The sequence below is a fragment of the Pseudomonas sp. HR96 genome (assembly GCF_034059295.1).
Lineage (GTDB): Bacteria > Pseudomonadota > Gammaproteobacteria > Pseudomonadales > Pseudomonadaceae > Aquipseudomonas.
In genome coordinates this window covers 4,463,513-4,481,199 of record NZ_CP139141.1, presented here as the reverse complement: position 1 = coordinate 4,481,199, position 17,687 = coordinate 4,463,513, and the positions used below count along the sequence as shown (strand labels likewise).

The window sequence follows — 17,687 nt, the reverse complement described above, 5'->3', positions numbered from 1 at the left end:
GAAACCCGCCTATGCTCGCCCTCGGCAAATTGCTGGAACTGACCCTGGCCCGCCGCGAGCCGGCCCAGCAGATACAGTTGACGGTGGCGGGCGTACGCATGCGCTGGCTGGGCGAAGGCGCGCTGGAGGTCAGCCCGCCGGCGGCCCGTGACAATGGCCTGGACCTGCTGCTGTCGGCCGGCATCCACGGCAACGAGACCGCGCCCATCGAGCTGCTCGACGAGCTGATTCACGCCATTGCCCGTGGCGAACTGGTGCCAGCGGCCCGCGTGTTGTTCCTGCTCGGCAACCCCGAGGCCATTCGACGCGGCGAGCGCTATCTGCAGCAGGACGTCAACCGTCTGTTCAATGGTCGGCACCTGCAATCCAGCGGTTCGGAAGCCCTGCGCGCCGCCGAGCTGGAGCGCCTGGCGGCCAATTTTTTCCAGGCCACCGGGCGCACTCGGTTGCACTACGACCTGCACACGGCGATCCGCGGCTCGAAGATCGAGCAGTTCGCCCTGTACCCGTGGCAGGAGGGGCGCGCCCATTCCACCCGCGAGATGGCCCGCCTGGCGCGTGGCGGCATGGCGGCGATCCTGCTGCAGAATCGCTCGTCGATCACCTTCAGCGCCTACACCTACGAAACCCTCGGCGCCGAGGCCTTCACCCTCGAGCTGGGCAAGGCGCGGCCGTTCGGGCACAACCAACAGGTCGACGTCAGTCGGCTGAAAACTCTGCTCACGCAGTTGATCGACGGCAGCGATACCCAGGACGGCGGAGACCTGCAGGGTATGCAGGTGTTCAAGGTCTCGCGCGAGGTGATCAAGCGCACCGACGCTTTCACCTTGCACCTGCCGGCGGACATCGAGAACTTCAGCGAACTGGCGCCGGGCTACCTCCTGGCCGAAGACGCCGGCGGCAGCCGCTGGGTCGTCGAAGAGCAGGGCGCCCGGATCATCTTCCCCAACCCCAAAGTGGCTAACGGTTTGCGCGCTGGCATCCTGATCGTGCCGGCTGGGTAGCACCCGGCTTGAGGTTCAATAAGGCTGCCGGCCGCCCACGCGGCCTGGTCGCCCGCTTCGCCGGCTCCTACGCCACCTGTGGGGTCACCCGATTTGGCGTAGGAGCCGGCGCAGCTGGCGAGGGCATCGACTCGGTGGCCGGGGGTGGCCATATTGAGCATATCGCCATGTGCATCTTGCCCAAATCCCCCAAAACCTCCTCAGAGCCCCTGTAAAGCACGATCATTGATCGATTAATGGTAATGCCAGGCTTCGGGGGGATAGGTCCCTGAACGCGATTGTGCTAACATCCGGCGGTTTCCAGGGTCGCGTTCAGGCGTGGCCCCAACTGCGCAGATCCATGGCATAACTTGTTGATTTGTCGTAAGTCGCTGCCCGGCACAGGCCCTGCAGCGGCGAGCTCTGTTCGTCTCGTAAGGATGTGGCGGAGTTTCACCAGAAAAAGGAATCAGGCTTCTCATGGGCGAACTGGCCAAAGAAATCCTACCGGTCAATATCGAAGACGAGCTGAAACAGTCCTACCTCGACTACGCGATGAGCGTGATCGTCGGTCGCGCACTGCCCGATGCGCGTGATGGCTTGAAGCCCGTGCATCGCCGCGTCCTGTTCGCAATGAGCGAACTGGGGAACGATTGGAACAAACCCTACAAGAAATCGGCCCGTGTGGTCGGTGACGTGATCGGTAAGTATCACCCGCACGGTGACACCGCCGTCTACGACACCATCGTACGCATGGCGCAGCCTTTCTCGCTGCGCTACCTGCTGGTGGACGGCCAGGGCAACTTCGGTTCGGTGGACGGCGACAACGCCGCAGCCATGCGGTACACCGAAGTGCGCATGACCAAGCTGGCCCACGAGTTGCTGGCCGACCTGCACAAAGAGACGGTCGACTGGGTGCCCAACTACGACGGCACCGAGCTGATCCCGGCGGTCATGCCGACCCGTATCCCCAACCTGCTGGTCAACGGTTCCAGCGGTATCGCCGTGGGCATGGCCACCAACATTCCGCCGCACAACCTCGGTGAAGTGCTCGATGGCTGCCTGGCAGTGATCGACAACCCGGACGTGACCATCGATGAGCTGATGCAGTTCATCCCTGGCCCGGACTTCCCAACGGCCGCCATCATCAACGGCCGCGCGGGCATCATCGAGGCCTACCGCACCGGTCGCGGGCGCATCTACATGCGCGCGCGCTCCCACGTCGAGGACATCGACAAGGTCGGTGGCCGCCAGCAGATCGTGGTCACCGAGCTGCCGTACCAGCTGAACAAGGCGCGGCTGATCGAGAAGATCGCCGAGCTGGTCAAGGAGAAGAAGCTCGAAGGCATCTCGGAGCTTCGCGACGAGTCCGACAAGGACGGCATGCGCATTGTCATCGAGCTGCGCCGTGGCGAAGTGCCGGAGGTGATCCTCAACAACCTCTACGCCCAGACCCAGCTGCAGGCGGTGTTCGGCATCAACATCGTCGCCCTGATCGACGGCCGCCCGCGCATCCTCAACCTCAAGGACCTGCTCGAAGCGTTCGTCCGTCACCGCCGCGAAGTGGTGACCCGGCGCACCGTCTTCGAACTGCGCAAGGCCCGCGAGCGTGGGCACATCCTTGAAGGCCAGGCCGTTGCGCTGTCCAACATCGACCCGGTCATCGCCCTCATCAAGGCCTCGCCGACGCCGTCCGAGGCCAAGGAAGCGCTGATCAGCACGCCGTGGGAATCCAGCGCCGTTACCGCCATGGTCGAGCGCGCCGGCGCCGAGTCTTCGCGCCCGGAAAACCTCGACCCGCAATACGGCCTGCGCGACGGCAAGTATTTCCTGTCGCCGGAACAGGCCCAGGCCATCCTCGACCTGCGTCTGCACCGCCTGACCGGCCTGGAGCACGAAAAGCTGCTGGCCGAGTACCAGGAGATCCTCAACCAGATCGCCGAGCTGATCCGCATCCTCAACAGCGCCGAGCGCCTGATGGAAGTGATCCGCGAGGAACTGGAACTGATCCGCGCCGAATACGGCGATGTGCGCCGCACCGAGATTCTCGATGCGCGCCTGGACCTGACCCTGGGTGACATGATTCCTGAAGAAGACCGCGTGGTGACCATTTCCCACACCGGTTACGCCAAGACCCAACCGCTGGCCGCCTACCAGGCGCAGCGTCGCGGCGGCAAGGGCAAGTCGGCCTCGGGCGTCAAGGACGAGGACTACATCTCGCACCTGCTGGTCGCCAACAGCCACACCACGCTGCTGCTGTTCTCCAGCAAAGGCAAGGTGTACTGGCTCAAGACCTATGAAATCCCGGAAGCCTCGCGGGCTGCCCGCGGTCGTCCGCTGGTCAACCTGCTGCCATTGGACGATGGCGAGTTCATCACCACCATGCTGCCGGTCGAGGATTACACCGAAGGGCACTTCATCTTCATGGCCACCGCCCAGGGCACCGTGAAGAAGACCCCGCTGGAGTCCTTCAGCCGTCAGCGCAGCGTCGGCTTGATCGCGCTGGAGCTGGACGAAGGCGACATCCTCATCTCGGCCGCCATCACCGATGGCGAGCGCGAAGTGATGCTGTTCTCCGACGGCGGCAAGGTTACCCGCTTCAAGGAATCCGACGTCCGCGCCATGGGCCGTACCGCCCGCGGCGTGCGCGGCATGCGCCTGCCGGAAGGGCAGAAGTTGATTTCCATGATCATCCCGGAAGAAGGCAGCCAGATCCTCACCGCTTCGGCGCGTGGCTACGGCAAGCGCACCGCCATCGCCGAATTCCCCGAGTACAAGCGCGGCGGGCAGGGCGTGATCGCCATGGTCAGCAACGAGCGTAACGGCCGCCTGGTCGGCGCCGTGCAGGTACTTGACGGCGAGGAGATTATGCTGATCTCCGACCAGGGCACGCTGGTGCGTACCCGTGTCGGCGAAGTGTCGAGCCTGGGCCGCAACACCCAGGGCGTGACGCTGATCAAACTGGCCAGCGACGAGACCCTGGTCGGTCTTGAGCGCGTGCAGGAACCATCGGAAGTCGAGGGCGATGAACTGCTCGAAGGCGAGGAAGGCTTCGAAGCGCCGCTGGCAGACGACGCTGATGAGGCGGCGGCCGACGAAGAGGCGCCGCAGGAGTAAATTTTTCAGTGGGACCTGCGGCGGCAGGTTCCCGAGCGAGCTCGGTCCTGCGGGTCATCTGAATCCTGCAGGACCAGGCTTGCTCGGGAACCTGCCGCCGCCCATCCTACCGGTCAAAGCATTCAAGCAGAGCGAGAGTTGATGTGAGCAATCGAGCCTTTAACTTCTGCGCCGGCCCTGCCGCGCTTCCCGAAGCCGTTTTGCAGCGCGCCCAGGCCGAGCTGCTGGACTGGCATGGCAAAGGCCTTTCCATCATGGAAATGAGCCATCGCAGCGACGACTACGTCGCCGTGGCCGAGAAGGCCGAGCAGGACTTGCGCGATCTGCTGTCCATCCCGTCCAATTACAAGGTGCTGTTCCTGCAGGGCGGCGCGAGCCAGCAGTTTGCCGAGATCCCGCTCAACCTGCTGCCCGAGAACGGCACCGCCGACTACATCGAGACCGGCATCTGGTCGAAGAAGGCCATCGACGAGGCGCGCCGCTACGGCAACGTCAACATTGCCGCCAGCGCCAAGCCGCTCGACTACCTCGACATCCCGGCACAGAGCGAGTGGAGCCTGACCCCAGGCGCCGCCTATGTGCACTACGCCTCCAACGAAACCATCGGCGGCCTGGAGTTCGACTGGATTCCACAAACCGACGCACCGCTGGTGGTGGACATGTCCTCGGACATCCTCTCGCGCCCGTGCGATGTGTCGAAGTTCGGCATGATCTACGCTGGCGCGCAGAAGAACATCGGCCCCAGCGGCCTGGTGGTGGTGATCATCCGCGAAGACCTGCTGGGCCGTGCGCGCGCGAGTTGCCCGACCATGCTCAACTACAAGGTCGCCGCCGACAACGGCTCGATGTACAACACCCCGGCCACCTATTCCTGGTACCTCTCGGGGTTGGTCTTCGAGTGGCTCAAGGAGCAGGGCGGCGTCGCGGCCATGGAGCAACGGAACCGAGCCAAGAAGGACCGCCTGTACAGTTTCATCGACGCCAGCGCGTTCTACAGCAACCCGATCAAGCCGAGTGCCCGCTCGTGGATGAACGTGCCGTTCCGCCTGGCCGACGAACGCCTGGACAAGGCCTTCCTTGCCGGCGCCGACGCGCGCGGCCTGCTCAACCTCAAGGGCCATCGCTCGGTGGGCGGTATGCGCGCCTCCATCTATAACGCTCTGGGCCAGGACGCGATCGAAGCGTTGGTGAGCTACATGGCGGAGTTCGAAAAGGAAAACGGCTGATGTCCGAACACGAGCTCAAGGCACTGCGGGTGCGCATCGACGCACTCGACGAGAAGATCCTCGAACTGATTAGCGACCGCGCGCGCTGTGCCGAAGAAGTGGCGCGGGTGAAGATGGCCGCTCTGGCTGAAGGCGAGGTGCCGGTGTTCTACCGGCCCGAGCGTGAAGCCCAAGTGCTCAAGCGGGTGATGGAGCGCAACAAGGGGCCGCTGAGCAACGAAGAGATGGCGCGCTTGTTCCGCGAAGTCATGTCCTCGTGCCTGGCCCTGGAAAACCCTCTGCATGTGGCCTACCTGGGCCCTGAGGGGACCTTCACCCAGGCGGCCTCGATGAAGCATTTCGGCCATGCGGTGATCACCAAGCCGATGGCCGCCATCGACGAAGTGTTCCGCGAAGTGGTGGCCGGCGCGGTCAATTTCGGCGTTGTGCCGGTGGAGAACTCGACCGAGGGTGCGGTCAACCACACCCTCGACAGTTTCCTTGAGCACGACATGGTGATCTGCGGTGAAGTCGAGCTGCGCATCCACCACCATCTGCTGATCGGCGAAAACACCAAGACCGACAGCATCAGCCGCATCTACTCCCACGCCCAGTCGCTGGCGCAGTGCCGCAAGTGGCTGGACGCGCACTACCCGAACGTCGAGCGCATTGCCGTATCGAGCAACGCCGAGGCGGCCAAGCGGGTCAAGGGCGAATGGAACTCGGCGGCGATCGCCGGCGACATGGCGGCCAGCCTCTATGACCTGACCCGCCTGGCGGAAAAGATCGAAGACCGCCCGGACAACTCCACGCGTTTCCTCATCATCGGCAACCAGGAAGTGCCGCCGACTGGCGACGACAAGACCTCAATCATCGTCTCCATGAGCAACCGCCCAGGCGCCCTGCATGAACTGCTGGTGCCTTTCCACGAAAACGGCATCGACCTGACCCGGATCGAGACCCGTCCGTCGCGCAGCGGCAAGTGGACCTATGTGTTCTTCATCGACTTCGTCGGCCACCATCGCGATCCGCTGATCAAGGCCGTGCTCGAGAAGATCAGTCAAGAAGCCGTGGCACTCAAGGTGCTGGGTTCGTACCCGAAAGCGGTCCTATAAAGGTTTTGAATCACATGAGCGATTTCCTCGCCCTGGCCCAGACGGGCGTGCAGCAACTCTCGCCCTACGTTCCCGGCAAACCGGTGGACGAACTGGCCCGCGAACTGAAGCTCGACCCGGCGTCGATCATCAAGCTGGCCAGCAACGAAAACCCGCTGGGCCCAGGCGCCAAGGCGCTGGCCGCGATTCGCGAGGCGCTCGACGAGCTGACCCGTTACCCCGACGGCAACGGTTTCGACCTCAAGGCTGCGCTGGCCAACCGCTACGGCGTGCAGGCCAACCAGATCACCCTGGGCAACGGCTCCAATGACATCCTCGAACTGGTCACCCGTGCCTACCTGGCGCCCGGCCTGAACGCGGTGTTCAGCGAGCATGCCTTCGCCGTCTATCCGATCGTCACCCAGGCCGTCGGCGCCGGCGCCCGAGTGGTGCCGGCCAAGGACTATGGTCACGATCTGCCGGCGATGCTCGCGGCCATCGACGACAAGACCCGCATCGTCTTCGTCGCCAACCCGAACAACCCCACCGGCACCTGGTTCGGCCCCCAGGCGCTGGCTGATTTCCTCGATGCCGTGCCCGAGCACGTGCTGGTGGTGCTGGACGAGGCCTACATCGAATACGCCCAGGGCGGCGACCTGCCCGATGGCCTGGAGTTTCTTGCGGAGCACAGCAACCTCCTGGTTTCGCGCACCTTCTCCAAGGCTTACGGCCTGGCGGCGCTGCGTGTCGGCTATGCGATTTCCTCGCCGGTGATCGCCGACGTGCTCAATCGCGTGCGCCAGCCGTTCAACGTCAACAGCCTGGCCCTGGCCGCCGCCGGCGCCGCCCTGGGCGACAGCGAATACCTGGCACAGAGCCGCGAACTGAACGCCGCCGGGATGCAGCAGCTGGAGGAGGGCTTTCGCGCCCTCGGCCTGAGCTGGGTGCCGTCGCGCGGCAACTTCATTGCCGTGGACGTCGGTACGGCGGGGCTGCCGGTGTACAACGCCCTGCTCGCAGAAGGCGTGATCGTGCGCCCGGTGACCAACTACGGCATGCCTAATCACCTGCGGGTGACGATCGGCCTGGCCGAAGAAAACAGCCGTTTCCTGCAAGCGCTGGGCAAGGTGCTGGCTCGTGGTTGATGTCATGCAACGGCAACCCGGCGCGCCCATCATCGGCCGCCTGGTGGTCATCGGCCTCGGCCTGATCGGTGGCTCCTTTGCCAAAGGTGTGCGTGAAAGCGGCCTGTGCCGCGAGGTCGTGGGCGTTGATCGGCACGCGCCATCGCGCGCGCGCGCGGTCGAGCTGGGTGTGGTCGACCGCTGCGAGGAAGATCTGGCCAAGGCCTGCGAAGGTGCCGACGTGATCCAGTTGGCGGTGCCGATCCTCGGCATGGAAAAGCTTCTGGCCGCGCTGGCCGAGTTGGACCTGGGCCAGGCGGTGCTGACCGATGTCGGCAGCGCCAAGGGCAATATCGTGCGAGTGGCCCGCGAGGCATTCGGCGCCAAGCTGCCGCGTTTCGTCCCGGGCCATCCGATCGCCGGCTCCGAGCAGAGCGGCGTCGAGGCCTCGAACGCGCGGTTGTTCCGTCGCCACAAGGTGATCCTCACGCCCCTGGCCGAGACCGACCCGCGGGCGCTGGAAGTGGTCGATACGCTGTGGCGGGCGCTGGGTGCGGACGTCGAGCACATGCCGGTCGAACGCCATGACGAGGTGCTGGCGGCGACCAGTCATCTGCCACATTTGCTTGCATTCGGCCTGGTTGATTCACTGGCCAAGCGCAACGAGAACCTCGAGATCTTTCGTTACGCTGCGGGCGGCTTTCGCGACTTCACGCGCATCGCCGGCAGTGACCCGCTGATGTGGCACGACATCTTCCTGGCCAACCGCGAGGCCGTGCTGCACGCGCTCGACGCGTTTCGCACCGATCTGGACGACCTGCGCCAGGCCGTGGATGCGGGCGACGGCGAGCAGTTGCTAGGCGTATTCACCCGCGCGCGCAGGGCGCGCGAGCATTTCGGCAGATTGCTGCACTCGCCCCATCCGTCTCAAGAAAATGCGCTTCAAGCCAAAGAGGGTAAATCGTGAACTTTCAGGCCCCAGTAATCACCATCGACGGGCCAAGCGGTTCAGGTAAAGGCACCGTGGCGGGCATTCTCGCCAAGCGCCTGGGCTGGAACCTGCTGGACTCGGGCGCCCTGTACCGCCTGCTGGCGTTCGCCGCCGGCAATCACGGCGTGGCCTTGAGCAACGAGGCCTCGCTGCACCTGCTGGCCGCTCATCTGGACGTGCAGTTCATCGCCGCCACCGCCGAGCAGCCGCAGCACATCATCCTTGAAGGCGAGGAGGTGACCCAGGCCATTCGCAACGAGACGGTAGGGGCGGGCGCCTCGGTGGTCGCCGCCTTGCCGGCAGTGCGCGAAGCCCTGCTGCAGCGCCAGCGCGCGTTCCAGGAAGCGCCGGGCCTGGTGGCCGATGGCCGCGACATGGGCACCGTGGTGTTCCCTGACGCACCGCTGAAGATATTTCTGACCGCCAGCGCCGAGGAACGGGCGCGCCGCCGTTACTTGCAGTTGAAGCAGCGCGGCGATGATGTTAGTCTGTCGAGTCTGCTAGATGAGATACGTGCACGCGATGAGCGTGACACCCAGCGCGCAGTGGCCCCGCTCAAGCCGGCGGCCGATGCGATACAGCTGGATTCCACCGAACTCTCCATCGAGCAGGTGCTGGAACGCATCATGAGCGAATTCGCGCTTCGCGATATCGCCGGGTGACCAAGAAGCGTACGGGCCCCCAGTCCTTGTCCCGTAGGCTTTCTTTTACTTGAACGAAACCCACGTTGTCTGGAGCGTGGCTGATGGGCGTCTACTTCGCCCAAATCTACAGGAATTAAAATGAGCGAAAGCTTTGCAGAACTCTTTGAAGAAAGCCTAAAAACCCTGAACCTTCAGGCTGGCGCTATCATCACGGCAATCATCGTTGATATCGATTACCAGGCTGGTTGGGTTACCGTTCACGCTGGTTTGAAGTCCGAAGGCCTCATCCCGCTGGAACAGTTCCACAACGACGCTGGCGATCTGACCATCAAGGTCGGTGACGAAGTGCACGTTGCGCTGGACGCGGTTGAAGACGGCTTTGGCGAAACCAAGCTGTCCCGTGAAAAAGCCAAGCGTGCCGAATGCTGGATTGTTCTGGAAGCGGCTTTCGCTGCAGAGGAAGTGGTCAAGGGCGTTATCAACGGTAAGGTTAAGGGCGGCTTCACTGTCGACGTTAACGGCATCCGTGCGTTCCTGCCTGGTTCCCTGGTCGATGTCCGCCCTGTGCGCGACACCACCCACCTGGAAGGCAAAGAGCTCGAGTTCAAGGTCATCAAGCTGGACCAGAAGCGCAACAACGTTGTCGTTTCCCGTCGCAGTGTCCTCGAAGCCGAGAACTCGGCCGAGCGCGAAGCTCTGCTGGAATCCCTGCAGGAAGGCCAGCAGGTCAAGGGTATCGTCAAGAACCTCACCGACTACGGCGCATTCGTCGACCTGGGTGGCGTGGACGGCCTGCTGCACATCACCGACATGGCCTGGAAGCGTATCAAGCACCCATCGGAAGTCGTCAACGTTGGCGACGAGATCGATGTCAAGGTTCTGAAGTACGATCGCGAGCGCAACCGTGTTTCCCTGGGCTTCAAGCAGCTGGGCGAAGATCCATGGGTCGCTATCAAGGCTCGTTACCCAGAGCACACCCGCGTCATGGCGCGCGTCACCAACCTGACCGACTACGGCTGCTTCGCTGAGCTGGAAGAAGGCGTTGAAGGCCTGGTGCACGTTTCCGAAATGGACTGGACCAACAAGAACATCCACCCTTCGAAAGTCGTACAAGTCGGCGACGAAGTGGAAGTCATGGTTCTGGACATCGACGAAGAGCGTCGTCGTATCTCCCTGGGCATCAAGCAGTGCAAGTCGAACCCGTGGGAAGATTTCTCCGGTCAGTTCAACAAGGGCGACAAGATCTCCGGCACCATCAAGTCGATCACCGATTTCGGTATCTTCATTGGTCTGGACGGCGGCATCGACGGTCTGGTTCACCTGTCCGACATCTCCTGGAACGAAGTGGGCGAAGAAGCCGTACGTCGTTACAAGAAGGGCGACGAACTGGATACCGTTATCCTGTCCGTAGATCCAGAGCGCGAGCGCATCTCCCTGGGTATCAAGCAGCTGGAAGCAGACCCACAGTCTGACTACGTTGCTGTCAACGACAAAGGCGCTATCGTCAAAGGTACCGTCAAGGAAGTTGATGCCAAGGGCGCTATCGTGATCCTGGCCGACGGCGTTGAAGCCACTCTGAAAGCTTCCGAAATCAGCCGTGACCGCGTTGAAGACGCGCGCAACGTTCTGAAGGAAGGCGAAGAGATCGAAGCCAAGATCATCAGCGTTGACCGCAAGTCCCGCGTCATCCAACTGTCGATCAAATCGAAAGACGTTGAAGACGAGAAAGAAGCTATCCAGAGCCTGCGCGACAAGCCAGCCACTTCGGATATCGCTGCTGGTCCAACCACTCTGGGCGACCTGCTGCGTGCTCAGATGGAAAAGCAGAACTAAGTTCTGTCAGACCATAGAAAAAGGGCGCCTTCGGGCGCCCTTTTTTGTGGGCGCGATTTGCCAGGCGGCGCCTCTCATTCTGGTACTTTCTGGACGATATTTCATGTCCATCTTGATACGCCTCGATACAATACTGCGCAGAATAACAAGGTCGGTCGGCGAGCTCGACCGCACACATGACGTAAGGGTTGTATCAAGGACACCATGGTTTTCAGAAAGGATATCGGCTTTCTCAGAGCGGTTGCCGTTGCCGCAGTCGTGCTCTATCACTTCAACGTGCCGGGCTTCTCCGGTGGCTTTACCGGTGTCGACGTATTCTTCGTCATCTCCGGTTTCCTGATGACCGGCCTGGTCGTGGAGCAGCTCTACCGCCAGCAGTTCTCCCTGGCGAGCTTCTACGCCGCCCGAGCGCGGCGGATCATTCCAGCGTTGCTGGTGCTGGGCGTCGGCCTGGCGATATTCGGCTATCTCTACCTGCCCCTCGCGGACTACCGCGAATACCTGCGCACCCTCAGAAGTGCGTTGCTGTTCTCTTCCAACCTGACCTTTGCCGACACTGCCGGCTATTTTGCCGCGCCGCTGAAGGAAAACTGGCTGTTGCACACCTGGTCACTCTCGGTGGAGTGGCAGTTCTATCTGCTGTACCCGCTGCTGTTGCGGGTTGTGCATCTGTGGTTGGGGCGCGCTGCGATCAAGCCGGGCTTGCTCGTGCTGCTGATTGCATCATTGGTAGCCTCGTTGGTAGTGACCCCCCGGGATCCTGTTTCGGCGTTCTACCTGTTGCCGACCCGAGCTTGGGAAATGCTCGTCGGCGGCTGGGTGTATCTCACACCCCTGACACTGGGCAAGGCGGCTCGTGGTGTGCTGCAGGTGACTGGCCTGCTGCTGATAGGCATCGCCGTCGCCGGCCTGGATGCCTCCGACCCCTGGCCCGGCTATCTGGCCATCGTGCCGGTGACCGGCGCCGCACTCGTGATTGCGGCCGGCACCGGTGGTCGCCTGGTGGAGAATCGAGCTGCACAGTACTTGGGCCGAATCTCCTACTCCACCTATCTATGGCACTGGCCGGTGGTGGTGCTGTTGTACAGCTGCGGATTGCTGCAGCTGCCTGGCTACGTCATCGGCGGCATGATCGCGGCGCTGGCGCTGGGTGCGCTGTCGTACCATTGGGTCGAGTCGCGGACGCCTCGGCCGGCCAAGGAGTCGGCCACGCTGCTGGGCTACGCGGTGGTCACGGGATTGATGATAGGTCTGAGCGCTACGCTGGCCTCCCTGGTCAAGGAGTACCCGCAGCTGCGCTTCGCTTCCACGGCGCCGGTGCCTCCGCGGTACGCCAGCGAACTGTCTACCCGCCAGTGCACCGACAACCCTTATGGAGCTTTCGAGTGCCAGCTGGGCCAGGGGGCGGTGTCGGTGATCATGCTGGGTGACAGCCACGCAGCTGCGGTGGCTGCGGCGGTTCAGCTCGAGAACCCTGCCGCCTCCCTGTCCTGGTCAAAAGGCGGTTGCCCGACCCTCGGCCAATTCGAGGCCCGGGACAAGCACGAGGAGCTGCAGTGCAAGCAGTTCAATGAAGACAAGTTCAACCGGCTCAGGCATGAATACGCCGGTGTGCCGGTGGTGTTGCTCAGCCGCGCCGCCTTGTATACCGACGCCGATCGCTCCAATGACCATTACGTCATCTCCGCCGGCGGCGTCAGCCAGCAGGCCAGCAAAGGTGCAAGCTACCGCGATGAATACACTCGCACCGTCTGCGACATCGCTGTTCACCATCCGGTGTACCTCGTCAAACCGGTCCCGGACATGCCCTTCAACGTCTACAAAGGGCTGTACCTGCAGCGCGCCATCTTTGGTCGGGCGAACGATATCACTGCGCCGCTTGGCGACTACTACCGACGCAATCAGGCGGTGCTGACGGCTATCGATCAGGCGGCCAGGACCTGTCATGCCCAGGTGATCGATCCGCTGCCAGCATTGTGTGCGGCAGGGCGTTGTGCCGGCTCGCGCAATGGCGTGCCGCTTTATGCCGATGACAATCATCTGGTCGACGCCGGCAACCTGATTCTTGCACCGGTGTTTGCCCCGCTGTTCCAGAACAAAGGGTTGGCGCAAGCGCAATAGGTCTGGAGAAACGTTCTGAAAACATATTGCGCCTTGTTGTCCTCGCAAAGCGCAAGCATCATCAGGCTTTACGCCACGGGTTTTTCGAGTTTGCTTGACCGTTCAAGCAGGAAAAAGCCTTTAAGGATTTGTTTCGGATGATTTCCAAGTACTTCCCGTTGCTTATGGTTCTCGGCACGCTGGCGGCATGCACCACGCCGGTGACCGTTCACAAGATCCGCGGCCAGGAGAGCGTCAAGATCAGCTGCTCCGGAATGGGCTCCTCGTGGGAAAAGTGCACGAGGAAAGCGGAAAAAGTCTGCAGGCCCAATGGTTATCGCGTCCTTGGCAAAAGCTCCGACTATGCCGACGATCCCGGCGACGGGTTCATGGGCTGGACCCCTGGCATGTACAGCCGTACGCTGATCGTGCACTGCAACCCGGCCTCCGGGGACAACCCATCTTGAAGCACGGCTGCCATGAGCAAGGGTTTCGTGCAGTAAATTCGTGCAAATCCGCCGTGCTAACCTACCGGACACAAACAAGTCAATACTCGGGCTGTTCAAATCCGTCAAGTCATGCTAAAACCTTTGAAGCGCTTTCCTAGCTGCTTGATAAAGAAGGGAAAAATATGACGAAGTCGGATCTGATCGAACGTATTGTCACCCATCAAGGTCTACTCTCATCCAAGGATGTCGAGTTGGCTATCAAGACAATGCTTGAGCAAATGTCCCAATGCCTCGCCACCGGTGATCGTATCGAAATCCGCGGCTTCGGCAGCTTTTCCTTGCACTACCGTTCTCCACGGGTCGGCCGCAATCCCAAGACAGGGCAGTCGGTCAGCCTGGACGGTAAATTCGTTCCTCACTTCAAGCCGGGCAAAGAGCTGCGTGACCGGGTGAACGAGGATGAAAAGCATGCTTGAGGGCGCATAAGGAGTCATCAGTTGGGCAAGCTAAGAAAGCTGATCCTGATCATCGCGTTGCTGATCGTCGGCATCGCATGTCTGGTGTTCGTACTGCAGAATCAGCAGTCCGTCGTATTGAATTTCTTTACCTGGTCATCCCCGGATGTACCTGTTTCGGTGTTTATCCTCTGCGGTATCCTTCTGGGCATGCTGATCGGGCCGCTGTTGTTCGGTATCCGTCGTCGCTTGCGCCTGCGGCGCAAGACCCGGGTGGTCAAGGCTCAGAGCACCGTCGTGCCCTCTTAGGCTGAACGTGCCGGCAACTGCCTGGTAAAAGGAACCTGCCATGGTGGCGCCAGAAGATTCACTGCCTGCAGTCGACGCTGTGCTACGTGCGCGGATGAAAGCGCAACGCCCGGTCGTCATCTGGCTCACGGGCCTGAGTGGGGCCGGCAAGTCGACAATCGCCACCGCCCTGGAACGCTACCTGTGCAGCCAGGGCCAGCACACCTATCTGCTCGATGGCGACAACGTTCGCCTGGGGTTGTGCGAGGATCTGGGTTTCAGCGACGCCGACCGCGAAGAGAATATCCGCCGCGTCGCCGAGGTCGCACGCCTGTTCGTCGATGCCGGGCTGATCGTCATTACGGCCTTCATTTCCCCATTCGCCCGAGACCGGGCGCTGGCTCGCGCCGTCGTCGGGCCCGAGCAGTTCATCGAAGTGTTCGTCGACACGCCACTGGCCGAATGTGAGCGGCGCGACCCCAAGGGGCTTTACAGCAGGGCGCGTCGCGGTCTGGTCACGCAATTCACCGGCATCGATTCACCCTACGAGGCGCCTCTTTGTGCCGACATCCGGGTGCAAACGCTTGGCAGTGCCGTGCAAGACATCGTTCGCCAGATCAGCGAGTACCTGAACAGACGCAATCGCGGCTGAAAGACGCAACGTTTCTCTTTTCCGGGCCTACGGCCTGGGTCAGAATGCGCGTTGCAAGGAAATATCAACCGCTGCAGCAACAAAGCGGTAGCAGCCCTGTCAATTGACGTTGCATAAACTATACGTCCCGACAATTCAGCGAGTGAGCGCCATGTACCCACCTATCCAGACCCGTTGCTTCAAGGCTTATGACATCCGTGGCCAGGTACCTGCTGATCTAAACGACGACATCGCCTATCGTATCGGCCGTGCGCTGGTTTCCGAACTGCACGGCAAGGCTTATGTAGTAGGTCGCGACATGCGCCTGGAAAGCCCGGGCCTGGCCGCCGCACTGATCAAGGGCCTCACCGAAGCTGGCGCCGATGTGCTCGACCTCGGCCTGTGCGGCACCGAAGAAGTCTATTTCGCCACCAGCCACCTCAAGGCCGACGGCGGCATCATGATCACTGCCAGCCACAACCCCAAGGGTTATAACGGCATGAAGCTGGTGCGCGAATTGTCCAAGCCCATCAGCGGCGACACCGGCCTCGGGGCCGTGCGCCTGCGGGTGGAGGAGGGGCGCTTCGACGAGAAGGCCGCCACCCCTGGCCAGATTCGCGAGGCCTATGACAAGTCCGCCTACATCGACCACCTGCTGACCTACATCGACGTCAAGTCCCTCAAGCCGCTCAAAGTGCTGGCCGACCCAGGCAACGGCGCAGTTGGCCCGACCTTGAAACTGCTCGCGGAAAAACTGCCGCTAGAGCTGGTCATCATCAACGGCGAGCCTGACGGCAACTTCCCCAACGGCGTGCCCAACCCGCTGTTGCCGGAGAACCGCGAGCTGACCCGCAGTGCCCTGCTCGAACACCAATGCGACCTGGGCCTGGCCTGGGACGGCGACTTTGACCGCTGCTTCTTCTTCGACGAAAAGGGCCGTTTCATCGAGGGCTACTACCTGGTTGGCCTGCTGGCCGAAATGCTGCTGATCAAGCACCCCGGCAGCAAGATCATCCACGACCCACGCCTGACCTGGAACACCATCGAGCAGGTCGAGGCAGCCGGCGGCGTGGCCATCCAGAGCAAGACCGGGCATGCCTTCATCAAGGAGCGCATGCGCCTTGAAGACGCCGTGTATGGCGGCGAAATGAGCGCGCACCACTACTTCCGCGACTTCGCCTACTGCGACAGCGGCAACATCCCATGGCTGCTCGTGGCCGAGCTGATGAGCGTCAGTGGCAAGTCACTGGCGCAGCTGGTGGATGAGCGCATCGAGAAGTTTCCTTGCAGCGGCGAGATCAACTACGAGGTTGATGATGTAAAGGGCAAGATTGAAAAAATCATGGCCTTTTATGCGCCGCAAAACCCACTTGTGGATCGGACCGATGGGATCAGTGTCGAGTTTGCTGAATGGCGTTTCAGCTTGCGCGGGTCGAACACCGAGCCATTACTGCGGTTGAACGTAGAGAGCCGCGGGAGCGAGAAGCTGGTGGATGAGAAGGTGGGGGAGATCGAGGGGTTGATTGAGGCTTAACTCTCGGGGTTGGCAACCGTGTGTGGCGCGGCAGGCTCACACGGTTGTGCCGTACTTCGGTTAATCAACTTTAAGGTATTGTCTACCTCAAAAAACGCCGCCGGAACAGTCGAGCGGATTGGTAACCCTAAAGTAAAATGCTTTGAGTCATAAACCTAAGGAAACATGGATGAGTGCGAATACCTAGCACCATGCCTGGACGTTCCAGGTCGATTTGCTCGAGGAAGAGCAGTGTGACGGGGCCGATTTTGGTTGTTTGGAAAATTGTTGTTTGCGTCGCAATCACGGCACTCTACGCTATGGTCAGAGCATCTCGATACGAGTCCAGGGCTTGGGTGGTTCCGCCGTGTGAAAGTGATATCATCGACATCAACTTTGGTCACAGTAAGCAGTTGTCACTTGCACTCGCAGGCGCGCTTTGCCGACATCCATGCCGCCGAGGTCAGTCGTCTGCAGGGCGTGCGCCGGCAAGAAAACAGCGCGCTGCACGCTAAAGTCAGTCGTCTGGCGGATATTTTTGACAGCATCCCTCATTATTTGATGACGGAAACCAGCTGGGTGCGCGATGCGGCAAAAATGGAATGCCTGGCCGACGCGGGGCGATAGCCTGCCGATTGTCACGGCCCAGCCTCAGGGCCATGGCCGAACACTCCGCCAACGATGTCAGACCGGCAATGCGCCGAGCCAAGGACAGGTGAATGCATGGCTCTACGAGATCGCTATGGGAAAACGGCGCAGGCTATGAGGAATCATCGATCACGGCGCTAGACTCGATCGCGCCGCGGCCACGCGCCTGGCGTGGTCATTCCTCGCTGTGGATCTGGGCGCTGATACCGGTAGGGGTACTGCGGCTGAACTGGACCTCGGTGCTGGGGCATTTTTCAAACTGGCGCCGATCGCAGGGGGTGTCCCTGTACCAGCCATACACCCGGTCGAAGCGTCGGCTACGGCACCGTGCAAGCGTTGTCGGCAGCGATTGCCATTTCTGCTGTGCCCGGGGCGCGAGCAGTCTCGGCAACTCGCTGATTGCCTGGGCGGCCATACCGTGGTAGATCAAGCGAGACTGGGCTGCCGCCTGGCGCATCGTCATCACGAATTATTCTGACAACTATGGCCCTTATCATTTTCCTGAAAAGCCGATTACACTAGCGGTTTTTAGTCTCGCAGAGGCGTAAGACGTGGCTCCTTTACGCCAAGGGCGGACCGGATCCATCAGTGGTCATTTGTGAGGGACCGGGC

At 61.7% G+C, this 17,687-nt stretch carries 14 protein-coding genes and 1 pseudogene; all 15 read left to right on the top strand.

The features are described from left to right. Positions 1 to 11 precede the first annotated feature (11 nt). The 15 genes and pseudogenes from astE to SFA35_RS19960 all read left to right on the top strand — a co-directional run bounded on the left by astE (position 12) and on the right by SFA35_RS19960 (position 17,054). Positions 12 to 1,004, top strand: coding sequence for a succinylglutamate desuccinylase (gene astE, locus SFA35_RS20030; RefSeq protein WP_320572255.1), 993 nt, complete (start codon positions 12 to 14; stop codon positions 1,002 to 1,004). Positions 1,005 to 1,463: 459 nt separating this feature from the next. Beyond that, a complete protein-coding gene (gene gyrA / locus SFA35_RS20025; protein ID WP_320572254.1) occupies positions 1,464 to 4,100 on the top strand; it encodes a DNA gyrase subunit A in 2,637 nt (878 codons plus the stop codon). A gap of 143 nt (positions 4,101 to 4,243) precedes the next feature. Further along, positions 4,244 to 5,326, top strand: coding sequence for a 3-phosphoserine/phosphohydroxythreonine transaminase (gene serC / locus SFA35_RS20020; RefSeq protein WP_320572253.1), 1,083 nt, complete (start codon positions 4,244 to 4,246; stop codon positions 5,324 to 5,326). After that, entirely contained in the window at positions 5,326 to 6,420 is a 1,095-nt protein-coding gene (gene pheA / locus SFA35_RS20015; RefSeq protein WP_320572252.1) for a prephenate dehydratase, read from the top strand. The genes serC and pheA overlap by 1 nt, the downstream gene beginning before the upstream one ends. A 14-nt stretch (positions 6,421 to 6,434) precedes the next feature. Next, positions 6,435 to 7,544: a histidinol-phosphate transaminase gene (hisC, locus tag SFA35_RS20010; RefSeq protein WP_320572251.1), complete on the top strand. Its 1,110-nt coding sequence runs from the start codon at positions 6,435 to 6,437 to the stop codon at positions 7,542 to 7,544. Then, positions 7,537 to 8,439, top strand: a pseudogene (locus SFA35_RS20005) (prephenate dehydrogenase/arogenate dehydrogenase family protein); the annotation flags it as partial. The gene hisC and the pseudogene SFA35_RS20005, both read left to right, overlap by 8 nt. A 47-nt stretch (positions 8,440 to 8,486) precedes the next feature. Beyond that, entirely contained in the window at positions 8,487 to 9,176 is a 690-nt protein-coding gene (cmk, locus tag SFA35_RS20000) for a (d)CMP kinase (protein ID WP_320572250.1), read from the top strand. Between the two features lie 120 nt (positions 9,177 to 9,296). After that, on the top strand, positions 9,297 to 10,991 hold the full coding sequence (rpsA, locus tag SFA35_RS19995; RefSeq protein ID WP_320572249.1) for a 30S ribosomal protein S1: 1,695 nt from the start codon (positions 9,297 to 9,299) through the stop codon (positions 10,989 to 10,991). A gap of 204 nt (positions 10,992 to 11,195) precedes the next feature. After that, positions 11,196 to 13,112, top strand: coding sequence for an acyltransferase family protein (locus SFA35_RS19990; RefSeq protein WP_320572248.1), 1,917 nt, complete (start codon positions 11,196 to 11,198; stop codon positions 13,110 to 13,112). 137 nt (positions 13,113 to 13,249) lie between these two features. Beyond that, positions 13,250 to 13,558: a hypothetical protein gene (locus SFA35_RS19985; RefSeq protein WP_320572247.1), complete on the top strand. Its 309-nt coding sequence runs from the start codon at positions 13,250 to 13,252 to the stop codon at positions 13,556 to 13,558. Positions 13,559 to 13,722: 164 nt separating this feature from the next. Further along, positions 13,723 to 14,016, top strand: a complete 294-nt coding sequence (gene ihfB / locus SFA35_RS19980; protein ID WP_320572246.1) for an integration host factor subunit beta — start codon at positions 13,723 to 13,725, stop codon at positions 14,014 to 14,016. A gap of 21 nt (positions 14,017 to 14,037) precedes the next feature. After that, positions 14,038 to 14,304 carry a LapA family protein gene (locus tag SFA35_RS19975; protein ID WP_320572245.1) on the top strand — a complete coding sequence of 89 codons (267 nt, stop codon included), beginning with the start codon at positions 14,038 to 14,040 and terminating at the stop codon, positions 14,302 to 14,304. A gap of 94 nt (positions 14,305 to 14,398) precedes the next feature. Then, complete coding sequence (cysC, locus tag SFA35_RS19970) at positions 14,399 to 14,935, top strand: adenylyl-sulfate kinase (RefSeq protein ID WP_320572244.1); 537 nt, start codon at positions 14,399 to 14,401, stop codon at positions 14,933 to 14,935. A 151-nt stretch (positions 14,936 to 15,086) separates the two neighbouring features. After that, complete coding sequence (locus SFA35_RS19965) at positions 15,087 to 16,448, top strand: phosphomannomutase (protein ID WP_320572243.1); 1,362 nt, start codon at positions 15,087 to 15,089, stop codon at positions 16,446 to 16,448. Positions 16,449 to 16,847: 399 nt separating this feature from the next. Beyond that, positions 16,848 to 17,054, top strand: a complete 207-nt coding sequence (locus tag SFA35_RS19960; RefSeq protein ID WP_320572242.1) for a hypothetical protein — start codon at positions 16,848 to 16,850, stop codon at positions 17,052 to 17,054. Positions 17,055 to 17,687 lie beyond the last annotated feature (633 nt).

Excerpts from the sequence above, each read along its gene's own strand:
- gyrA (WP_320572254.1), top strand. The coding sequence starts at position 1,464 with ATGGGCGAACTGGCCAAAGAAATCCTACCGGTCAATATCGAAGACGAG.
- rpsA (WP_320572249.1), top strand. The coding sequence starts at position 9,297 with ATGAGCGAAAGCTTTGCAGAACTCTTTGAAGAAAGCCTAAAAACCCTG.
- hisC (WP_320572251.1), top strand. The coding sequence starts at position 6,435 with ATGAGCGATTTCCTCGCCCTGGCCCAGACGGGCGTGCAGCAACTCTCG.
- astE (WP_320572255.1), top strand. The coding sequence starts at position 12 with ATGCTCGCCCTCGGCAAATTGCTGGAACTGACCCTGGCCCGCCGCGAG.
- cysC (WP_320572244.1), top strand. The coding sequence starts at position 14,399 with ATGAAAGCGCAACGCCCGGTCGTCATCTGGCTCACGGGCCTGAGTGGG.
- pheA (WP_320572252.1), top strand. The coding sequence starts at position 5,326 with ATGTCCGAACACGAGCTCAAGGCACTGCGGGTGCGCATCGACGCACTC.
- SFA35_RS19990 (WP_320572248.1), top strand. The coding sequence starts at position 11,196 with ATGGTTTTCAGAAAGGATATCGGCTTTCTCAGAGCGGTTGCCGTTGCC.
- SFA35_RS19985 (WP_320572247.1), top strand. The coding sequence starts at position 13,250 with ATGATTTCCAAGTACTTCCCGTTGCTTATGGTTCTCGGCACGCTGGCG.
- SFA35_RS19965 (WP_320572243.1), top strand. The coding sequence starts at position 15,087 with ATGTACCCACCTATCCAGACCCGTTGCTTCAAGGCTTATGACATCCGT.
- ihfB (WP_320572246.1), top strand. The coding sequence starts at position 13,723 with ATGACGAAGTCGGATCTGATCGAACGTATTGTCACCCATCAAGGTCTA.